Origin of the sequence: Peribacillus sp. NPDC060253 (assembly GCF_042727425.1) — a bacterium.
Classification (GTDB): domain Bacteria; phylum Bacillota; class Bacilli; order Bacillales; family DSM-1321; genus Peribacillus.
In genome coordinates, this window is record NZ_JBHXAS010000092.1 from 1 (window position 1) to 19463 (window position 19463).

General features: G+C 38.8%; 14 protein-coding genes and 1 pseudogene. 1 reads left to right on the forward strand and 14 read right to left on the reverse strand.

Annotation, left to right across the window (positions count from 1 at the left end; all coding sequences use genetic code 11):
- Window positions 1-8: 8 nt before the first annotated feature.
- The 7 genes and pseudogenes from ACFWE9_RS19880 to ACFWE9_RS19910 all read right to left on the reverse strand — a co-directional run bounded on the left by ACFWE9_RS19880 (window position 9) and on the right by ACFWE9_RS19910 (window position 10124).
- Window positions 9-701 carry a hypothetical protein gene (locus tag ACFWE9_RS19880; protein ID WP_377358371.1) on the reverse strand — a complete coding sequence of 231 codons (693 nt, stop codon included), beginning with the start codon at window positions 699-701 and terminating at the stop codon, window positions 9-11.
- An 849-nt stretch (window positions 702-1550) separates the two neighbouring features.
- Entirely contained in the window at window positions 1551-2369 is an 819-nt protein-coding gene (locus ACFWE9_RS19885) for a methyltransferase domain-containing protein (RefSeq protein WP_377358373.1), read from the reverse strand.
- A 559-nt stretch (window positions 2370-2928) separates the two neighbouring features.
- Entirely contained in the window at window positions 2929-3276 is a 348-nt protein-coding gene (locus tag ACFWE9_RS19890) for an FAD binding domain-containing protein (protein WP_377358390.1), read from the reverse strand.
- Between the two features lie 6 nt (window positions 3277-3282).
- Window positions 3283-5585, reverse strand: a pseudogene (locus tag ACFWE9_RS19895) (xanthine dehydrogenase family protein molybdopterin-binding subunit); the annotation flags it as partial.
- A gap of 1006 nt (window positions 5586-6591) precedes the next feature.
- Window positions 6592-7038 carry a HEAT repeat domain-containing protein gene (locus tag ACFWE9_RS19900; protein ID WP_230155959.1) on the reverse strand — a complete coding sequence of 149 codons (447 nt, stop codon included), beginning with the start codon at window positions 7036-7038 and terminating at the stop codon, window positions 6592-6594.
- Between the two features lie 348 nt (window positions 7039-7386).
- A complete protein-coding gene (locus ACFWE9_RS19905) occupies window positions 7387-8721 on the reverse strand; it encodes a (Fe-S)-binding protein (protein WP_377358377.1) in 1335 nt (444 codons plus the stop codon).
- On the reverse strand, window positions 8718-10124 hold the full coding sequence (locus ACFWE9_RS19910) for an FAD-binding oxidoreductase (protein ID WP_377358379.1): 1407 nt from the start codon (window positions 10122-10124) through the stop codon (window positions 8718-8720). The genes ACFWE9_RS19905 and ACFWE9_RS19910 overlap by 4 nt, the downstream gene beginning before the upstream one ends.
- 116 nt (window positions 10125-10240) lie before the next feature.
- Between ACFWE9_RS19910 and ACFWE9_RS19915 the strand changes: the two genes are divergently transcribed.
- Complete coding sequence (locus tag ACFWE9_RS19915; protein WP_377358381.1) at window positions 10241-10879, forward strand: hypothetical protein; 639 nt, start codon at window positions 10241-10243, stop codon at window positions 10877-10879.
- 35 nt (window positions 10880-10914) lie between these two features.
- On the opposite strand, the gene ACFWE9_RS19920 is transcribed toward ACFWE9_RS19915, so the two are convergent.
- The 7 genes from ACFWE9_RS19920 to ACFWE9_RS19950 all read right to left on the reverse strand — a co-directional run.
- Window positions 10915-11721: an ABC transporter permease gene (locus ACFWE9_RS19920; RefSeq protein ID WP_377358392.1), complete on the reverse strand. Its 807-nt coding sequence runs from the start codon at window positions 11719-11721 to the stop codon at window positions 10915-10917.
- Window positions 11721-12665 carry an ABC transporter permease gene (locus ACFWE9_RS19925; RefSeq protein WP_230155952.1) on the reverse strand — a complete coding sequence of 315 codons (945 nt, stop codon included), beginning with the start codon at window positions 12663-12665 and terminating at the stop codon, window positions 11721-11723. The genes ACFWE9_RS19920 and ACFWE9_RS19925 overlap by 1 nt, the downstream gene beginning before the upstream one ends.
- Complete coding sequence (locus tag ACFWE9_RS19930; protein WP_377358394.1) at window positions 12629-13726, reverse strand: ABC transporter ATP-binding protein; 1098 nt, start codon at window positions 13724-13726, stop codon at window positions 12629-12631. Before ACFWE9_RS19930 ends, ACFWE9_RS19925 begins: the two co-directional genes overlap by 37 nt.
- 82 nt (window positions 13727-13808) lie before the next feature.
- Entirely contained in the window at window positions 13809-14909 is a 1101-nt protein-coding gene (locus ACFWE9_RS19935) for an ABC transporter substrate-binding protein (protein ID WP_230155949.1), read from the reverse strand.
- A gap of 19 nt (window positions 14910-14928) precedes the next feature.
- On the reverse strand, window positions 14929-15936 hold the full coding sequence (locus tag ACFWE9_RS19940) for a TAXI family TRAP transporter solute-binding subunit (protein ID WP_377358384.1): 1008 nt from the start codon (window positions 15934-15936) through the stop codon (window positions 14929-14931).
- 171 nt (window positions 15937-16107) lie between these two features.
- Window positions 16108-17484 (reverse strand): sigma-54-dependent transcriptional regulator, encoded by a 1377-nt coding sequence (locus ACFWE9_RS19945; RefSeq protein WP_377358386.1) that lies wholly within the window; start codon window positions 17482-17484, stop codon window positions 16108-16110.
- A gap of 21 nt (window positions 17485-17505) precedes the next feature.
- Window positions 17506-19463 (reverse strand): transporter substrate-binding domain-containing protein (locus ACFWE9_RS19950; RefSeq protein ID WP_377358388.1); only part of this gene is annotated, 1958 nt, incomplete at its 5' end.

The following is a 19463-nucleotide window of genomic DNA, read 5'->3' on the forward strand; positions in this document are numbered from 1 at the left end:
ACTATATATTAAATAAAATTTAAATCCTTCTCTCCATTATCCATCACGATTCCTTTTACGATCTTCAACACCCCTTCGGCATCATTGAGATTAACCAATTCAACTGGAGAGTGGGAATATCTGCGCGGTGTTGATACAACCCCTACCGGTATCCCTTTATTCGCTGAAGTCAAACTTGCGGCATCCGTCGTATAGGCGTCCCCGACTAATGTCATCATTTGCAATGATACATTTGCTCTAGCTGCCTGTTCTTCAATGATTTCTCGCACTTTAGGATGGATGTGGTTGAATACCATTGTTCCTCTTACCCCATCCGCAATAGGACAAGCTGGTCCATTCCCAAGGTAGACGGGAAGTGATACTTCCGTATTTATATCTGGCGTATCACCTGCTGGGATAGTATCTAGAACGATTGCATAATCTGGCTCAATTGCATTACCTACCATTGCAGCTCCCAGTTGGCCCACTTGTTCTTGAACAGTTACGACACCATACAACGTTCCAGCAAATTCCGCGCCTTTTAATTCTTTAAATAACTCTATTAATATTGCACAATGAATGCGATTATCCACTGATTTTGTATATACTAGATCTTTGTTTACCATCTCCATAAAATCACTTTGAAATACAATGTTTACTTTCTGTACACTGTGATTAAAATGAACACGCCGTACAAATGGATTTGGATGATTTGTACTCACGAAATGTTAAAACAAAGTTGATTTGATTGGAACGGAGGGTACAAGACCCCTGCGGGAATACGCGTCCAAGGGAGACCCCGCAGGCGCAATGCGCCGAGAGCGGACCGCCCGCGGAAAGCGAGTGCCTGCAGTGGAAATTAACATTCGAAACAGGTAGGACACTTGGTCTTTCAATTGAATTTAAAGCAACGGTCGGTGAAGGGGGTTATGGGTTTATACACCTGATAAATTAGTAGACCTGCTTAGGGAAAAACACAGCTTTTTGCGTTGCTATGTTTATATCTCCTCGGTAATGCACGGTGTAAAACCAGAATGTACCTATTGACTAGTTATGAAGGTGTACTTGTTTTGATGCGCATTAGCTATTGTTTCAGCTGGATTTTCGTTCCGCTCTACGGAAAAAAGCAGAAAATATCGAAGAGGAATACTTCCCTGAATTGTTGGTCATTTTTCAAAAACCAAAGCAAATCGGAGTTAGTGGAACTTTTAACCTCGCAATTTAAACTTCTGATTGCGAATGACTCAATCTTTAACGAATCTCCAAGCCCATTCAAATTCGTTGGACTATTTCTAAAAAAATGTCTTGAAAATCTCTTGGTGCTGACTGCACTCATTACAGGAATATTCTATTTCAAAAGCATCTTCACCTACCGTATGAACTGTCTCTTTTTTACACGTTTCACAAAATCTCTTTTCGGTAATTTCTTTCATTTATCATTCACACTCCGTTTTCTCTTCATTTTTTGTAGGCTTGTTAATATATTTTGCGAATAACTAAAATAAAAATACCTTTTTCCTGAAGTTCCTCAAAAAGAGGAAAAAGTATTCAGGAAAAAGGTACCAAGATATTCAATTACCCTTCGGATTCCAATACATCAAAGCGGCATGAAACGGATATTCGTATTCGAAAACTCCATCTTTTTCCTCGACATATTTATCAAGGATTGTTTTTACTTCATCATGAGAAAAGTCCTCATCTAGAATTTTTGTCGTATTTTCGCGGTACAATTCTTCATATGTAGAATAGATTTTTTTGCTTTTCAATTTCACGATCTTACAGTCCGCCAGTATTCCAAGTTGATACAAAACATTCAAGATGTGTATGTAATCTCGCTTTCTTACATTAATTGTATATCCTCGTTGCTTCAATTCCATATAATGAGGTTTTTCTGGTCCAGTTGTCATACCCACGATAACTAAACGGGTTGCTGACTCATTCATTTTTAATAAGGTATGGCCGATTTCTTTCATACGGTAATAACAATTAAAACCAAAAACTACATCATATTTGTCTCTTTTGGTCTCACTTTCCCACTTATCATGAATCAACTCCATGTTTTCGAAACCTTTCACGTTCGCCTGGGATTTCAAAAAACTGATAATGCTTTTTGAACTATCCATGCAAGTTATCTTCTTGACTTCTTTTGCAATATCAAATGTATAATTGCCCCACCCAGGGCCGATTTCTAATACATGATCGTCGTTTTTTAATAAAGCCATTAACTCTTGCTGCACCAGTTTTGCATAAGGATCTGGTTCATGTTGTTTTTTCCCTGCAACCCTGGAGGACCAAAAAGCTTCTTCTGCTGCATCATCTTTTAGCCTGTTAGGTATTTTTCCTGTATGATCTACCATTGCCTGTCTCCAAAGCTCAATATAATCAGTCATTTTTTCTCCTACCTCAGAATTCATGTACATTTACGAATTCGCTTTAATTGTTCTGCCGCTTTGTTGCATATTGAAGGTGCTCCCGTTTTAGTTATGGATATGTTAAAAGTCTTTGTTATATTAATTTTCTCAGAAATTCCGAGTGGTAAAAGATAATCAAATTCATTTTTTCAAAACCTTTTCTCCTTTATCCACACTTCTCTACATTATAAGTTCTAATCTTTAAGTATCACTGATTATATTTACCCATTTTATTACAGGTATTTGTTTAGTTCCTTTCATAATAGAGGTGTCTATTAACGTGAGAGCATTAGTTGATGCAGTGGTCATTTAAGAGGTTAATGAACTGTTCTTTAAAAAACGTTCCCTACCCCTTAATTATTACGTTTATTTGTCCGAAATCATCGCTATGTGAAACCATATGTTTTGGCCTAGAGGCAAAGTCCTATAATAGTAGGCTTTACCTCTAGTAATCTTTAAATTTCCAGGCGCAGTAACATCTAATGCAATCTTTTCAAAAAATACCCCTACTCTTTAAGAATTGAAAGGTATAACACCATTATTTACTGTTAACAGTCATGAAGTCATTGGTCTGTAGTTTTTTGTTGTGTGAAGAAAAATATGAAGATAATAATGGGAATAGCTTATTTTCTACGATTACACGTAAACTCAAAGTTGAGCCAATGATAAGGTCTTGGTGTTGAAACTCAAATACATTACATTCGGGAATCCCCTTTAAATCAATAATGGCATCGGTGTAAACATAATTCAAACGTCCTAATGTTAAAACTTCAGTCCCTCCACCATAATACAATGGTTTTCTTTCTTGTGATTTCAATACTTGATAAAGATCAATCGCTTCATTTATCGTTCGTGGTTTGTAATAATCAAAATTATAAGGTAACATTACGATCTTCTCCCTCCAAATGAGTTCAGGAAATATTGGCAACTGGTTCAAAGGAATCCCAGCAGCCAAAGATACACTGTTACCTAAAGCAGCCGGCATACCCAGAAGCCCATGTTCCCCCAGCCCCCTAGCGCCATATGGAGCATCTAATTGTGGTGTATCTACAAATTCACAAATATATTCAGGGTTTTCTCCATATCTTAACGGCCTATAAGTTCTGAATTGAGGATTCAACACTCTGCCCAGGCGATCAAAATAGAAGGTTTCACGCCCACCAAAAGCTAAGCCCATGCTCATTGCACCCATTATTTGCCCTTCTGCAGTTTTTTGATTCAAAACCCTTCCTGCATCAATGACAGATACTGCCCTTATTATCTTGTACGTATATTCACTTATGTCATACTCTATTTCTACTCCTTGTGCACCAACGGTCCATTCAGGGCCTGGTTTGCCTGCACCTGTATCGGGATTCAAATTTGTAATGTGTGGAATGGTATAATACCCTCTGCCGATTATCTGACCTCCAACTGAACTTCCATCAGGATATGTATACCCATATACAAGTTGGTTAAAAGGAATCTCCATATTTGGTTCCCCTCTGACATAGACCTTCTCATGACCAAGGACGATGTCTTCAACGGGAACTCTTAACACACTGGAAGCGAGTTTCTTTAATTGTAAAAGTGCATCTTCAGCAGCCTTGATCGCTGCTCTCCCTGCCATGAAAGTCCCACGGCTTGCGACAGTTTTCCAATGTTCTGAGTATTTTGAGTATTTACCTCCATCTGAACGTTAACTCGATCAATATCGAGCTTTAATATATCTGAGACAATCTGGGCCAATACCGTTTTCGTTCCAGTACCGATTTCTACTAATCCTGATATAAGGTTTACACTTCCATCAGGATTAAACGTTAAAATGACACCAGATCCGGCGTTGGTATCAATTGTAGAAGTCTTCCATATACAAGCAACCCCTTTTGCCCTTATTTTCTTTTCGTTTATTTTAACTAACTGACCCTCTTCCCAATTCATTTTCTTCTTTAGCACTTGTATACACTTAGGTAGATTACCTACCGAGCTAGAATTTAATTGAACTTGCGTCGGGGTGGAATCCCCTGGGAGTATGGCATTCATTTCACGAAGTTCAAGTGGATCCATTCCGAGCTTTTTTGAGAGAGAATCCATAGTCCGCTCAAAGGCAAATAATACTTCTGAATGCGCAAAGCCACGATAAGGCGAAGCGTATGGATGATTTGTATACATACAAAGTGAATCACACCAAATATTTTCAATATGGTAAGGGCCCGTGCAATCAACTGCTCCAGCACGACTTAGATCAGTGGCCTTGTCGGCATAAGCTCCTCCATCCCATAAATACGTCATTTCAGCCATCTTTAGCAAACCAGATTGTGTACAGCCTAATTTCACAATAGCGTCTAGTCCGATATGACAAGGTGATGTCAAAATATCCTCTTCGCGACTATTTTCAACTTTTACTAACCTTCCATTAACGGCCTTTGACGCGATATAGGCTAATAGTTCAAGCTGTACAGAGGCTTTGCCTCCGAATCCGCCTCCAACAAGTGGAGTGTTTACGATGACGTTCCCGATTTCCACACCAAAGTAATCACTAATCAAAGGCTAAATCATGAATGGAGCTTGAGAAGATGAAGTGATTATGACCTTACCGTCTGAGTGAATTTCTGCTAAAGAACATCTTGTTTCCATGGCTGCATGATCAGAAGGAGAAAAAGAAAACTTTTCTTCAATAATGATTTCGCTCTGTTGCCAACCTGTTGTTTTATTTCCTTTCCTGATTTTTGTTCGATTTGCTATATTTGTCCCAGGCTCGGGAAATACCTCGGAAATTTTTTTATAGGATTTTAAATCCGGATGCAGTATCGAAGAATTAGGTTGAAAGGCTGATGTTGGTGAATTGATAACAGGTAAAGGATCATAAATCACTTGAATGGCGTCTGCAGCCATTTTTGCTTGTTTCGGTGTTTCAGCAACAACAAGTGCGACAACTTCTCCATGATATCGGACTTTATCTTGAGCTATGGGGTACCGATCTCTAATTTCTTCTCCTGTTAACGGTAAATTCCCACCAGTAATAATAGCTCGAACACCAGCAACTTTTTGAGCCTTCGTTTTGTCTATATTTTTGATATGTGCATGTGCATAAGGACTAATTACCTTTTTAACATGGAGAATTTTTGTTTCGTTATGGTCCCCAGTGTAAATCGCTTGCCACGTGACCTTATCCCATGCATCTTTACGAATTACCCCTTCTCCGATAATATCCATATAGATCTCCTCGTTATCAATATTATTTAATGGTTATCTATTTTTTCCAAAATAAGTATTCTTTCATATTGTCAATGTCAACAAACCATTATTCCTCATATAAAGGAACAAGTTTCCCAACTTCTCTCTTCTCCATAAGGATCTATTTTGCACCTTGGTCTCCTGGTAAATGGTTCATTTCGGAAAAAAATCTATATCAATTAGAATGGGAGGTTGTAAACTAGAAGCAACAAAGGCGTAATTGTGGTTTCTTTTATACATTTCGATGAGTTGATTTGTGGCCGTCACCCTGACTATAGGGTTTACATCCAATCCAGCTCCAAAAATGACTAAACGGAATTTTTGTGTAGTCATTTGCCTATATATGTAATGAACATTTATTTTTTTGGATTCCATGATACATTCATGCTCTGTTTGGGCAGTCTGTTGTTAATAAGTTCCAATCAAGTCTAATACTTCCAATGAATGATTGTCTTACCTTCTTCGATTGAATTCAACATACAAGAAAGGTTTTCTTTCCATGTTTGGTCACGTACTCAAGCAATAAACAGTTCCGTTACAACCTGTCCCAACTCCAGATACCTTCACGCAAGGACGCTGAACCTTCCATAAGAACCATATAGCCCATACACATTCGGGTGAGGTCGATGGAGCCTCTTCGAGAATAGTATAGAGTTGATTCATTAATCTTCCTCCGCTTTTTTGGTGAATTCGAACATTCTACTATTAACTTTATGTTGAGTTATAAAGAAAATGTGTTTAAGCAGGAAATAAATGGTGTTATTCTATATTGCGCATAAAGGATTAGAAAATTTGGTTTTTATCGGAATACATTTTATAGATACTTAGTCATGTAATCTTTGTATATAGAGGATGTCTCATTTGGAATTTAATAGGAAAGGTGTAAGGAGTGTATTTCTTTTTTATAGGTAAACGATAAGAAACAGGAGCAAAAATCTTGCTCCCGCATCAAGTATGACATATTTATCTTTTAGTGGATGAACTTTTATCTTTTTGATAAAGCAGACCAAGTGTCTTCAAGCCACTTATCAAAGTCTGCACCTTTTTCACCTTCATAGGCATCATATATATCCATTCTCATCTTCTGCAGTTTCTCTTTGAAATCAGTATATGTGTGATTTTCTGGTAAACTCTTCTTGATCCGGACTAAGATTTTGGTTAATCCTTTAACCAACTCGCCTTTTTTTCTAGCAGGTAGCTGAACATCCTCACCTAATCTTTTCAGTTGACGGTAGGCGGCTTCTTGAACCTTATAGACAGCATCACTATTCATGATATGTGTTAAAACATCGATTACTTGTTTATTTTTCGATTGACCTAACTCTTCTATCGCATCTAAACGTTCTCTCCAATTAGATTTACGATTGGCGGATTTTTTCAATTCCTCATAATTTGCAGGTAACTCGATAGCTTTTGTTTCTTTATTATTCAAATCAATCATTTCTCCTTCTGTCTTTATGTATCGGGATAGTGACGGAAATATTTCCGATCCTACAAATATCCCATACTAAAAATGAATTATTACTTTACTTATTATACCCTTTTCCATATCTTAATATAGTTATATTTCTTATTAACATGCCGTTTCTTCCTTTTAATGTACAAAATTTGCCCTTTTTTCCATGTATATGTTCTCCCGGACATGGCAGCATAACCTTTTACGCCTATAACAATCTAATTTATGGTTAATACCGAAAGATTTAATGAAGAAATAAAAACGTCAGCAATTCCTCCAATAAAGCAGGAAATACTGACGTTTCTTTTTTCAACATTTCTTTTTTCAATCCAAGCCGCAAGCCTTGGCTAGAATTTCAACAAGATGCATGCTTTTTATTTGATTTGCGGCTGTACCCTCCCTTTGAATGCCAATGCTCATTTGCATTTGGCAGCCAGGGTTAACGGTAACAACTGTCGTGGCTTTTGTTTCTTTTAGGTTCCTCATTTTTTCATCAAGGATTTTCATGGATTCATCAAAATGGAGAAGGTTGTAGATGCCTCCTGATGCACAGCAACGATCGTACCCTTCCATTTCCACATAGGAAATTCCCGGTATGGATTGCAGCAATGAACGCGGTTCTTGTTGTACCTTTTGAACATTGCGTAAATGACAGGAATCTTGGTAAGAAACAATGCCTTGCCATTCTTCAGTAAAGGGGAGTGGCCCCAATTGATACAGGATTTGACTAATATCTTTAGATTTCTTTGAGAAATCCCTTGCTGCTCCAGACCATTTGTGATCATTGGCCAATAGATGTTCATATTCGAGAAGCGAAGCGCCGCATCCTCCTGCGTTATTAACAATGACATCAGCTTCTGCCTGCATGAAAGCACGAATATTGCTTTTCGCTAACTCTTTCGCTTGTTTAGTTTCACCTTGATGAGAATGAAGAGCACCGCAGCAATTCTGATTCTCGGGAAGAATGACCTCACATCCCACTAAGGTTAGCAGTTCGATCGTAAGACGATTGATTCGTGACATCATGGAATCCATGATACACCCTGTGAAAAACGCAACCCTTAATTTGGTTTCCCCTTTTGCCGGTATTATCGTACCCTTGCGTATGCGTTTGGAGGAAGACTCGGTCGTTGGAAGTGCTTGCTCTAAATGAGCAAGTGCAGGGGACACCTTTTGTAAAACATTTGATCTACGGATAAGTTTGGATAATCCTGTTTTTTGATAGAGATGGACGACACTTCCGACCCGATTCATTCGTTTTGGAAAAGGAAATAGGTGAACCAATGCCAGCTTTTTCATCTTTGTCATTTTATTCTTTTGGTTTGCAGGCTGGGAATTTTCTATGGCCTCCTTCGCCGCTTCCAGGATATGTCCGTAAGGTACACCGACTGGACATGCCGTTTCGCAAGCACGACAACCTAAGCATAGATCGATCGGTTGGGCTAAATCCTTTTGGAAATCTATTTTTCCTTCAGCTGCCATTTTAACTAGATTGATTCGGCCTCGTGGTGAAGCGGATTCTACACCCATTGATTCATATGTAGGGCATGCTGGTAAACAGTACCCGCATTTAACACATTGGTTTGTCCAGTCATAGGCATCAGAATATAAATTTTGAACCTCTGCATTTGTTTCTTTAGATTTAACAGGTAGATTCATGTAACCAACACGACCTTTGTCTGGCCCTTTTCAGGAAAAATCTTTCCGGGATTCAAGATATTATTGGGATCCCAAGCTTCTTTGATTTTTTTCATCATATTCACCCCTGTAATCCCTAATTCCATTTCCATATATGGTGACTTTAACGTACCAATTCCATGTTCTCCGGATAGGGTTCCGCCAAGTTCTATCGCAGCTTCAAAAATTTCACTAACGGCAAGCTCCACTTTTTTCATCTCTGTTATATTGCGTTTATCTGTAATGATGTTCGGGTGTAAATTCCCATCCCCTGCATGACCGAAAACAACCAAGTTCAACTCGTATTTCTCCCGGATTTGGTTTAATCTCTCCATCATCGCCGGAATTTGACTGCGTGGGACTGTCGCATCCTCAGAAATCTTTGTAGGACCCATTTGTGTAATCGCCGGTGAAACCAATTTTCGCGCACTCCAAATGGTTTGCCGTTCTTCCTCCGTTTCAGCGATTTTGACGTAGGAAGCACCCTCAGCCCTGCATAAATCGGCGCATTTAATGATTTCTTCCTCGATGGCCAAAGGGTGACCATCTATTTCTATGATCAAAATGGCTTCTGCATGGAGAGGCAAACCTGAAGGCCGATAGCTTTCAACAGCACGGATACAAGCATTATCCATTAATTCCAAGGCTGATGGTAAAATTCCTGACGATAATATGCTTGTTATGGCATGGCCGGAGTCTATCAAATGATTGAAGTGGGCGACAAACGTATTTTTAGATTGCGGTTTCGGGATTAAGCGAATGATGGCTTCTGTCACAATGCCCAAGGTGCCTTCTGATCCTACAATTAAACGTGTCAAATCGTACCCTGTTACATTTTTCACGGTCTTTCCGCCTGTACGTATAATTTCTCCTGTGGGTGTGACCACCTCTAACCCAATAACATATTCTTTTGTCGTTCCATATTTTAAACCCTTAGGTCCGCTGGAGTTTTCTAATAAATTCCCTCCAATTGTAGCAACATTGGAACTGCTTGGATCTGGTGGGTAGAACAAACCTGCCTCCTCGGCTTTTTTATGGATATTTGCAGTTATTACGCCTGGAGAAACAATGGCAAGCATATTTTCCCGATCAATAATCAATTTATCTCGTAAAAGGGTCATATCAAGAACCATCCCTCCTTTAACAGGTAAGGGACCGCCGCTTAGCGATGTCCCGGAACCCCGAGGGTAAACAGGTATTTTGTGTATATTAGCCAACTTCACTACTTCACTGATTTCTTTGGCGTTTTTTGGCTGTATAACGATTTCTGGTAAATATTCACCGAAAGAAGCATCATAGCTATAACAATACCTTTCTGCCAGGTCAAGGAATATTCTATCACCTGGAATTACTCGGCTAATGTCGTCTAGGACCCCTTTCTCCATGCTGCACACTTCCTTTCATGACTTAACAGATATTATGGGAACTTCATTCACATGTAATATAATGGAATTTTAATGTTTTGATAGATATAATGGTGAAAAGAGTAGGAGGGTTTTTATTGAAAATCGCACTGATTCATGCAACCACAACAGCACTAAAACCAATTGAAAGGGCATTTCAGGAAGTTGCTCCATCCATTGAACTCCTTCATTTCATGGATACGAGCCTTCTCTCCTTGATGGAAAAAAGCGGCAAGTTAACCCCGGAAATCATTCACCGCTTTTCTGCATTAGTGAATTTAGCATACAATTCCGGTGTTTCATGTATCCAACTTACTTGCTCTGCCTTTAATGACGTTACTACCATTTTACAACCTCTTTACTCTGTAAAATTATTTCGTTCAGATGAAGCCATGCTTGACGAAGCACTACGTTATACGAAGATTGGCTTGGTTTCAACCGTAAAAGAAACGCCGATCGCCCTTCAAAACTACTTATTGAACAAGAATCCAGACTGTATGATCCAATCATTGGTGGATCCCGGTATCATCCACTTATTATCACATGGAAAAAGGAAAGAACATGACGCCCGAGTAATAAAGATGGTGGAGCAATTGGATGGAAAGACAGACGTGATTGTGCTTTCCCAATATAGCATGGAGCATATTGCAAAGCAGGTTAATCCTTCTGTCCCAATCCTAACGGCCCCACTGTTAGCAGCTAAAAGATGTCTAGATCATTTGAGTGAAGAGTTTTGATGACATTTTCACATGATGGATTGGTACATTACTTTTTATCCGTTCGTATGATGAGAACCACCAAAAACTTTTCCAACACCTTGATTTTTTTCAAGAATGACGATTAGTAGCACTGATATGAAGATAACCACGCTTGATACGGAAGCAACGATCGGATTGTAGGCATCTTGCATTTGCGAGAAAATCTCAATTGGCAAGGTTCGCATTTCAGGTGATACCATAAAGAGAGAGATCGTTACGTTATCAAATGATGTCAAAAATGCGAATAGCCCTCCTGAGATAGCTGCTGACCCAATTAAAGGCAGCGTCACTTTCATGAATACGGTCAATGGGTTAGCTCCCAATATAGCCGCAGCGCGTTCAAGATTGTAATCAAAACCGCTTAAACCGGTTAATACGAGCCGCATTACATATGGGATACATATGACGATATGGGCAATTAAGAAACCAGTAGACGTACCGGCGAGCATCATTGGTGTAAAATACATTAAGAGTGCAATTCCTAGAACTAATTGCGGCACACTTAATGGTGATGTTAAAAGGGCAGTAATATATGACTTTCCTGGTATATCATATTTTGCGATGCCAAGAGCTCCCAGCGTACCGAAAATGACGGAGAAAAGAGCAGCTAATGCGGCGAACTTCGCACTGTTCAAAAATGCTTCCAAAAATTCAGGACGCTCCAAGATTTTGCTATACCACTGCAACGAGAAGCCCTCAGCCGGAAAACTTGGATAATTGGCACTTGTAAAAGAAGCGGGAATAACCACGATGAGCGGTATCAAGATATAGATTATTGCCAACACGGCTACGGCAATCCGAAGGCCACCAAACGTTTTCATCATCGGAATACCTCCTTGAATTTCCCTTTTTCAAACACTCTAGTAAAGATGGCAACCGAAATGACAGTTGTTGCTAATAGAATATAAGAAAGGGCAGATCCAAATGTCCAGTGAAGCAGGTTATTTATTTGATCATATATGACTACTGGCATAACTGGTACATTGGCTCCCCCCATCAGTGCTGGCGTAACATAAGCACTCATTGACAAACTAAATACAAGAATGCAACCAGATACGATACCTGGGATACTTAGCGGCAATGTAATGGAAAAGAATCTTCTGAACGGGCTAGCCCCTAGTATGGCTCCTGCCTTGTCCAGGGAAGGATCAATATTATACAAGCTGGCAACGATGGATAAGATCATAAAGGGCAGATAGGCATTTGAAAGCCCAATCACAACTCCGATTTCTGAAAATAATAGTTTCAATGGCGCATTTATTATCCCTAAGGACATCAAGGTTTGATTGATCGTCCCGTTAGGCAATAGCAAGAGGTACCAGCCAAAATTGCGGACCACTATACTTACCAAAAGGGGTGACACGATCAAGAGAGTGATATACCCTCTGATCCGAGCTGAACTTTTTGCCATGGTCAAAGCTACCGGATACCCTAAAAATAAAGCAACCAAGACCGAATACAAACTGATTTTTACAGTCAACCATAAGGATGATAGGTAATAGCTATCGGAAAATAATTGTGTGTAGTTTTTGATGCTATATACAGCATCATTCGCTCCAAGATTATCTGTGGATATGAAGCTTAAATATAAAATGTACAGCATCGGTATGACAAAGAAACCAAATATAAATAATAAGATTGGCGTTAATAGGAGTAATCCCGGTACCCAGACTTTCCTTTTCTTTAATTTAGGTTCCTTTTGCGGCTCAATCTGATTCGTTTCCTGTTTTATTTCTTGACTAGCATAACTTCTGATGGGCTCCATCCGATAAACACCTCACTTCCATTTTTCCATGATGAATCGATGTCAGAAGTTAATACTTGTATGCTTTTCCCTTGTAATAAAACATTGATTTCCCATGAGGTACCTAGATAGTTTATTTGGCTGATATTAGCACGATGGAAATCAATAGGTGAAAAAGAGGTTTCTTCAGCAGAAACAATTTTCAGTTTTTCTGGTCTAATATAAATCTTCACCTCATCCCCTGTTTTCAAGTCACTGTCATTCCCCATGATATTATCCGCGTCGACAAGAGAAATGTCAGAACCTATCTTGACTGAGATTGTCCTCTTATCCACTGCTGACACTTTCCCTTCAAAACAATTCGATTTACCGATGAATTGAAAGACGAATTCTGTCTTGGGATGATTGTAAATATCAGTTGGAGTACTGATTTGTTCAATTTTCCCTGCATTCATGACAACTACTCGATCTGACATGGAAAGAGCTTCTTCTTGATCATGGGTTACAAAAATGGTCGTTACGCCAATTTCTTTTTGTAAACGCTTTATTTCCGCTCTTAATTCATGACGTAATTTGGCGTCTAGGTTTGAAAGTGGTTCGTCGAGCAACAAGAGCTCAGGCTCAACTACAAGTGCCCTGGAAATTGCAACGCGCTGGCGCTGACCTCCCGATAATTCCCTCGGATAACGATTTTCCAATCCAGACATTTTAACTAATTCAAGAGCTTTACTTATCTTCTTTTTTTGTTCGGCTTTACCAACCTTGCGCAACTTCAAGCCAAAACTAAGATTTTCATAAACAGTCATATGAGGAAAAAGTGAATATGTTTGAAAAACCATTCCTAAATCTCTTTTATAAGGCGGAACCTTTGTAACATTGTTTCCTTTAATATGGACTTCGCCCCGATCGGCATCGAGGAATCCTGCTATGAGGTTCAAGGTTGTGGATTTTCCGCACCCGGAGGGGCCAAGAAGAGTGAGTAACTCTCCTTGTTTCACCTCCAAATCAATGCCATTCAGGACAACATTCGATCCAAATTGTTTAAACGCGCCCTTAATCTCCACATCATTTTTTTTCGACACACTCGGTTGGACTGACTCCAGGTGATGCCTTTTGATTTCCACGTCTTTTTTTAATACTTCCATGTGATCAACACGCTCCTTTTTATTTTAGTTTTTTTCCTAATTCAGGAGTAACCTCTTTCGCCCATCTGTCTGAAACCTCTGCTCGAATTTCGGCAAACTTGGCAAAATCAGGTTTGAATGTTTTATCACTTTCTTTAAGTCCGATTGACTCTTCATATTTTTCTGCGATTTTCATACCTTCTACCGTAGGATAAAATCCTTTTTCGGAAATTAATGCTTGTGCTTTTTCACTTATTAAATAGTTCATGAATTCAAGAGCTTCTTCACTATTAGGCGTATTTTTCACAAGCCCCGCGCTGAAAGCTTGAAGCGGCACACCTTCTTTAGGGACAGCCATTTTAATCGGAACTCCTGAAACGGCTAGTTCACCTATAGAGTAACTTCCCATGACCGTTACATCAGCGGCTCCCTGTTGAATGGCCGGCATCATTTGCGTTGAGTTTTTATAAAACGTATTGGAATATCCTGCAAGATCCTTTGCTTTTTCAAGACCTGGTTCCATGTCATCGGTGCTGCCCCCGTTTGAAATCGCTAAGCCATTAAGCGTATTGAAACCCCAGTCATTCGTAATATCTGAAAAAGCCGTTTTACCCTCATAATCTGGAGAAATAAGATCGTTCCATGATTCAATCGGTTTTAATCCTTTCTTTTTAAAGGTATCCGTATTATATCCTGGTGCAATGACTAAGCCGAATACAGGAGCAGCTGCCTTTTCCATCGCACTGAATCGTGGGTCGACGGATTTCATATTAGGCACATTTGATTCATCGACTGGCACAATCAGATCCTTTTCCTTGGCACGTATTACATCAACCGGTACAAAAAAGGCGATATCTATTTGTGGAGCGTTCTTTTGTAATTCAACTTTAGAAAGGATTTCTCCTGATAAACCAGAAATATAATTAACCTTGATACCCGTTTCTTCTTCGAACTTTGGTGCAATCTCATCTCGAATCGTTCTTTCTATGACTCCGCCGTTACCTGCGATCGTTATTTTTTTCACTCCTTTTTCACCTGCACTTGTTTGTGCTGTTTCCCCTGGCTTTTGCGGAGTGGGATTCCCACATCCAGCAAGGGCAATCAATACGATTATCGATAAAAGACTTAATACTTTCTTCATTGTCATTACCTCCCATTTTTCATTGGTTTTCAATAATTCCTTGTTCGGTAAAATAATTCATGGCTCCTGTATGAAAATCGAGTGGAACTTGTTTGGTTGCTTCAATAATTGAAATATCAGAAGCGGCCGGATGTGTATCCTGTAGCTCAGGCAAATGTTCATAAAATGTTTTCACAAGATTGTAAGCATGCAGGTCAGACATTTCATCGTAGGTTACCAAAACATTTTTAATTGAAATCGTTTTGACACTTTTTTTCATCCCCTTGTATGTATTACTGGGAATTTCATTATGAGTGTAAACGCCATATTGTTTCTGAAGGCGTTCGATGATGTCTTCCGGAATTGGAATAAATGAGAGTTCCGTTTGTTTGGACATGTAAGCGATATCATTATTCGGAATGCCAGAAGAGAAGAAAGCCGCATCAATGGTACCATTTCGCAATGCTTCTGCAGATTGAGAAAAAGAAAGATAAGATAAATTCAATTGATCAGGTGGTAAATCAGTTTCTAAAAGGATTCGTTCTGCAATCAGCCTTGTACCGCTTCCGGTTGTACCAACACTAATGCGTTTCCCAACTAAATCTTCTAAGGAATCAATATTACTTTGTTTAGTAGTAACAATTTGAACATAGTTGGAATATAGGGCTGTTAAAGCACGTAACTTTGATCTATCGGTTTCAGGCAAATCTAGTACATCTACTGTGGTAAAACCAATTTCTGCTCGATGCCGGCTTACCAACTCGGTATTTTCGATGGAAGCATCGGTGATTCTTGTCCCCGACACGGCTCCATTATATTTTTCATACATGTATGACAATTTTTGTCCTAATGAAAAATAAACGCCTGACATATCTCCGGTTGCAATGATTAGCATCCTATTATTTAAACCCTGTCCTTCTGAAGTTAATTGTCTCTGAATCAAGGTAGTAGCAGGTTTAGATATTTCCTGCTGCTCATTCATAAAAGTACATCCTGTTATGAAGCAAAATAACAAAGCGACTTTTATAAAGAGTGCTCCATATTTCATAGTGGCCCTCCTTTCTTAATGAATTAAAATGCAAGTACTATGCCAATTAGATAAAATGCACTAAAACGCAAATTCTGCCGAATTATTGTATCGTACACTGTTAAAAACCGGCAATTTTTGCCGGTTATCCAGAAAAAAATGCCGATTCATACTAGACATCTATTTTGCCTTTTATTCTCCTTTTGAAATGAGCTTAATTTTATCGCGAAGGCTTCTTTCAGAAATTTTTAGCATTTGAGCTGTCTTTTGCCGATGGTTTTTACAGTATTGAAGAGTGGCAGTAATGACTTTTTCTTCTATTTCTTTCATTGAGATGCCAAGGGGGATCCTAAAACTGTTACCATCCTCGTCAAGGCTATCCGGCTGAAAGATGAACTTCTGTTCTTGAACATATTGTGGCAAGTCGCTATCTTCCATGATTTTCGAGTTTGATAGAGCAACTGCATATTCTATTATGTTACCAAGCTCGCGGACATTCCCAGGGTAATGATATTCCAGCAAAATCCGTCGTGCGCTTGCTGAGAACGTCTTGTCTTCCCGATTCATTTCCTTAGCATGTTTTTTCATAAAATAATCCATAAGGATTGGTAAATCTTCTTTTCTATCTCGTAATGGCGGCATGGAAATGGGAATGACATTTAACCTGAAATACAAATCCTCCCTAAATTCCCCGTCCATCACCATTTGTTCCAGGTTTTTATTGGCTGCACTTATTATACGGACATCCAGTGATATTTTTGCATTGGAGCCTAAGGGAGTCACTTCCCGTTCCTGCAACACCCGTAATATTTTCGCTTGAAGGGGAAGGGGCATTTCACTGATCTCATCCAGAAAAAGAATGCCTCCATTTGCAGCAACGAATTTCCCTTCCTTCCTTTGAGTTGCACCGGAAAATGCTCCCTTTTCATAACCGAACAATTCGGATTCCAGCAGCATCTCCGGAATTGCAGCACAATTGACAATCTGCATGGGTTTGTTTTTCCTTCTTCCTAGCGTATGGATGTTCCGGGCTACAAGCTCCTTTCCGGTTCCACTTTCACCTGTAATAAGGACACTTGAATCAATGTCCTTCACCCTTTCGATCATTGAAAAGATACGTTGCATCGCTTTGCTGTTACCAAGGAAGTTCCCAAACCCCCTTTGCATCTCCAATTCTTCATGAAGTGTCTCCAATTGATTCGACATCTGTTTGAATTCTGCTGCCCTCATCAAAAGCAGCGAAAGTTCTTCTATATTGATGGGTTTTTCAATATAATAGTAGGCCCCTTTTTTTATGGCATCGATCGAAGTTTCAATAGATGAATAGGCAGTCATCATAATGACTGTCACGTTAGGCGCTACTTTTTTGATTTTCTGAAGAATATCAAGTCCGCTTATATTTCCAATTCGTAGATCAAGCAAAACAATATCAAAATAGTGATTTTCGATTTTTCGAAGACCTTCTTCCGGCTCCGTTGTTGTCACGACTTGATAAGAATCTTCCAACGCAAAGCTAAGAGCGGTGCAAATAGCTGGTTCATCATCGATTACTAATACATGTATCTTCATAGTACTCGTCCTCCTTCATGGCTACTGTTCAATATACAAAGGCAGTAAAATAATGAATGTCGTTCCTGAATTAGGATAGCTTTTCACTTGTATATCTCCGTTATTTTCTTTAATGAGCCTATACGATAGCGTAAGGCCCAAACCGACACCCTTTTCTTTATTTGTGAAGAAAGGCTCGAAAATATGGTTTTGGTCCTCCTGTTTCATCCCTATTCCGGTATCGGATATGGTAATCCGTCCAGTCTTTTCATTCTCTTTATCAATGGTGATTTTAATGGTCTTTTCCTTTGTTTCTTCAACGGCTTGAATGGAATTTAGCACTAAGTTAAGTAGAACTTGGTGAATTTGCTGTAAATCTATATAAAATATAAGGTCCTCATCAATTGCCTGTTCAAAATTAATTTGTTTTTTTTCCATCGTCACCTTATGAAAAGCAAGTAATGATATAAGTTCATGCGCGTAGCAATTTGTTTTATTTGGCGGGCGAGGTCTTGCATATTCAATCAAATCAGTAACAATTGCATTTAGCCGGTTAACTTCATTTGGCAAGTGCTCCATTAGCACTTGTCGGAATTGAGGATTATCATATTTACTAGGAAGTAAATCAATGAATGTTTTAATGGATGTTAAAGGATTTCTAATTTCATGTGCGACACCTGCAACTAGTTGCCCCAGTGCATGAAGCTTTTCTTGTGTAACCAATTTTTTCTCCAATGTTTTCTTCTCCGTCTCATCATTCATGGAAAGTAAGTATCCGGTTTGGATTTCTTCAGAATTGAACATCTTATGCATGGAATAAGAAATGACCTTCTGTTCATTTTCCTCATTTATTACCAAGATCCGAAAAGAACCTGTACCGTTTTTCTCTTTTTGATCTTGATGAGATGCTTCGAATAACTTCATTAGTCGTGAATGATTCAAAAGATTCAGAATCATTTCCTTGGAAATGTTAAGAATGTCCGATGCCTTTGCATTGCAGCTAGTAATCATGAAATCGAGGTCAAATGTTATGATGCCTGTATTGATATTGTTTAAAATTTGATCTTTGAATGCTTTACTATTAGCGATGTTTTGACGTTGTTTCTCTAAATCCATATTCAATAAATGTAATTTCATCGTTTGGCTATGAACGGATTTTTTTAGTTTTTGATTCCATATGTAAATAATTAGAAGGATTAGAGCTACTGCAGTTAAGATTATGATTAACCAGAATATGAATTGCTCCAACCTGGCGATTTTTTGATTGGATTGTGGCATGACCCATTTATCGATTATCCCGTTTAAATTTCGATTGGCTTTAAGTTGAGTGAGTGTATTGTCCAACATGAAAAGGAGCGTTTGATTCCCTTTTTTAACTGCAATCGTATAATCGGCGGGCTCAATGACTTCATCGAGAATGATGTACTGCTTTTCTTGGCGGAGTTTTTTCAAGTAGAAATCTGCAGTCCATTTGTTTCCGATGAAAGCATCCGCACGGTTGTTCAATAATGTTAAAATACCCGAATATTGATTCGAAACAGTTGTTAAGTTTGTATTCCTCATATTCAGAAAAGTGCTGATTACAGGCGTATTATGATCAAGAACAACATGTGAATCACGTAAATCCGTTAACGTATGAATATCCTTTTTCCTTTGACTAGGGATAATGATTGACTGAGACATTGTGAAATAGGATTGAGTGAAATCAAGCTGATAATCTTTTTCGGTACTATAGGTATTGCCGACAATTGCATCAATGGTTCCGTTCATTAAGGCCTTTTCCGCATCTTGCATCCCCATCGGAATATATTCGAAATCAACCCCATTATATTCAGCTATTTCCTCCATTAAATCAATATTGATTCCAGTCAGTTCACCAGCTTCATTTTCAAATGAAAACGGGGGAAGAGCGCTTTCCCCCGCAATGATAAATGTTCTTTGCTCGGCAAAAACAGCATGAGACCATGATATTTGTAAAAAGAAAATAATAAAAAATATAC

What these genes read in the sequence shown, in the direction of transcription:
- ACFWE9_RS19945 (WP_377358386.1), bottom strand. Translation starts at nt 17,484, where the DNA reads ATGAAGATACATGTATTAGTAATCGATGATGAACCAGCTATTTGCACC.
- ACFWE9_RS19935 (WP_230155949.1), bottom strand. Translation starts at nt 14,909, where the DNA reads ATGAAGAAAGTATTAAGTCTTTTATCGATAATCGTATTGATTGCCCTT.
- ACFWE9_RS19910 (WP_377358379.1), bottom strand. Translation starts at nt 10,124, where the DNA reads ATGGAGAAAGGGGTCCTAGACGACATTAGCCGAGTAATTCCAGGTGAT.
- ACFWE9_RS19905 (WP_377358377.1), bottom strand. Translation starts at nt 8,721, where the DNA reads ATGAATCTACCTGTTAAATCTAAAGAAACAAATGCAGAGGTTCAAAAT.
- ACFWE9_RS19925 (WP_230155952.1), bottom strand. Translation starts at nt 12,665, where the DNA reads ATGGAGCCCATCAGAAGTTATGCTAGTCAAGAAATAAAACAGGAAACG.
- ACFWE9_RS19920 (WP_377358392.1), bottom strand. Translation starts at nt 11,721, where the DNA reads ATGAAAACGTTTGGTGGCCTTCGGATTGCCGTAGCCGTGTTGGCAATA.
- ACFWE9_RS19890 (WP_377358390.1), bottom strand. Translation starts at nt 3,276, where the DNA reads ATGTTACCTTATAATTTTGATTATTACAAACCACGAACGATAAATGAA.
- ACFWE9_RS19940 (WP_377358384.1), bottom strand. Translation starts at nt 15,936, where the DNA reads ATGAAATATGGAGCACTCTTTATAAAAGTCGCTTTGTTATTTTGCTTC.
- ACFWE9_RS19885 (WP_377358373.1), bottom strand. Translation starts at nt 2,369, where the DNA reads ATGACTGATTATATTGAGCTTTGGAGACAGGCAATGGTAGATCATACA.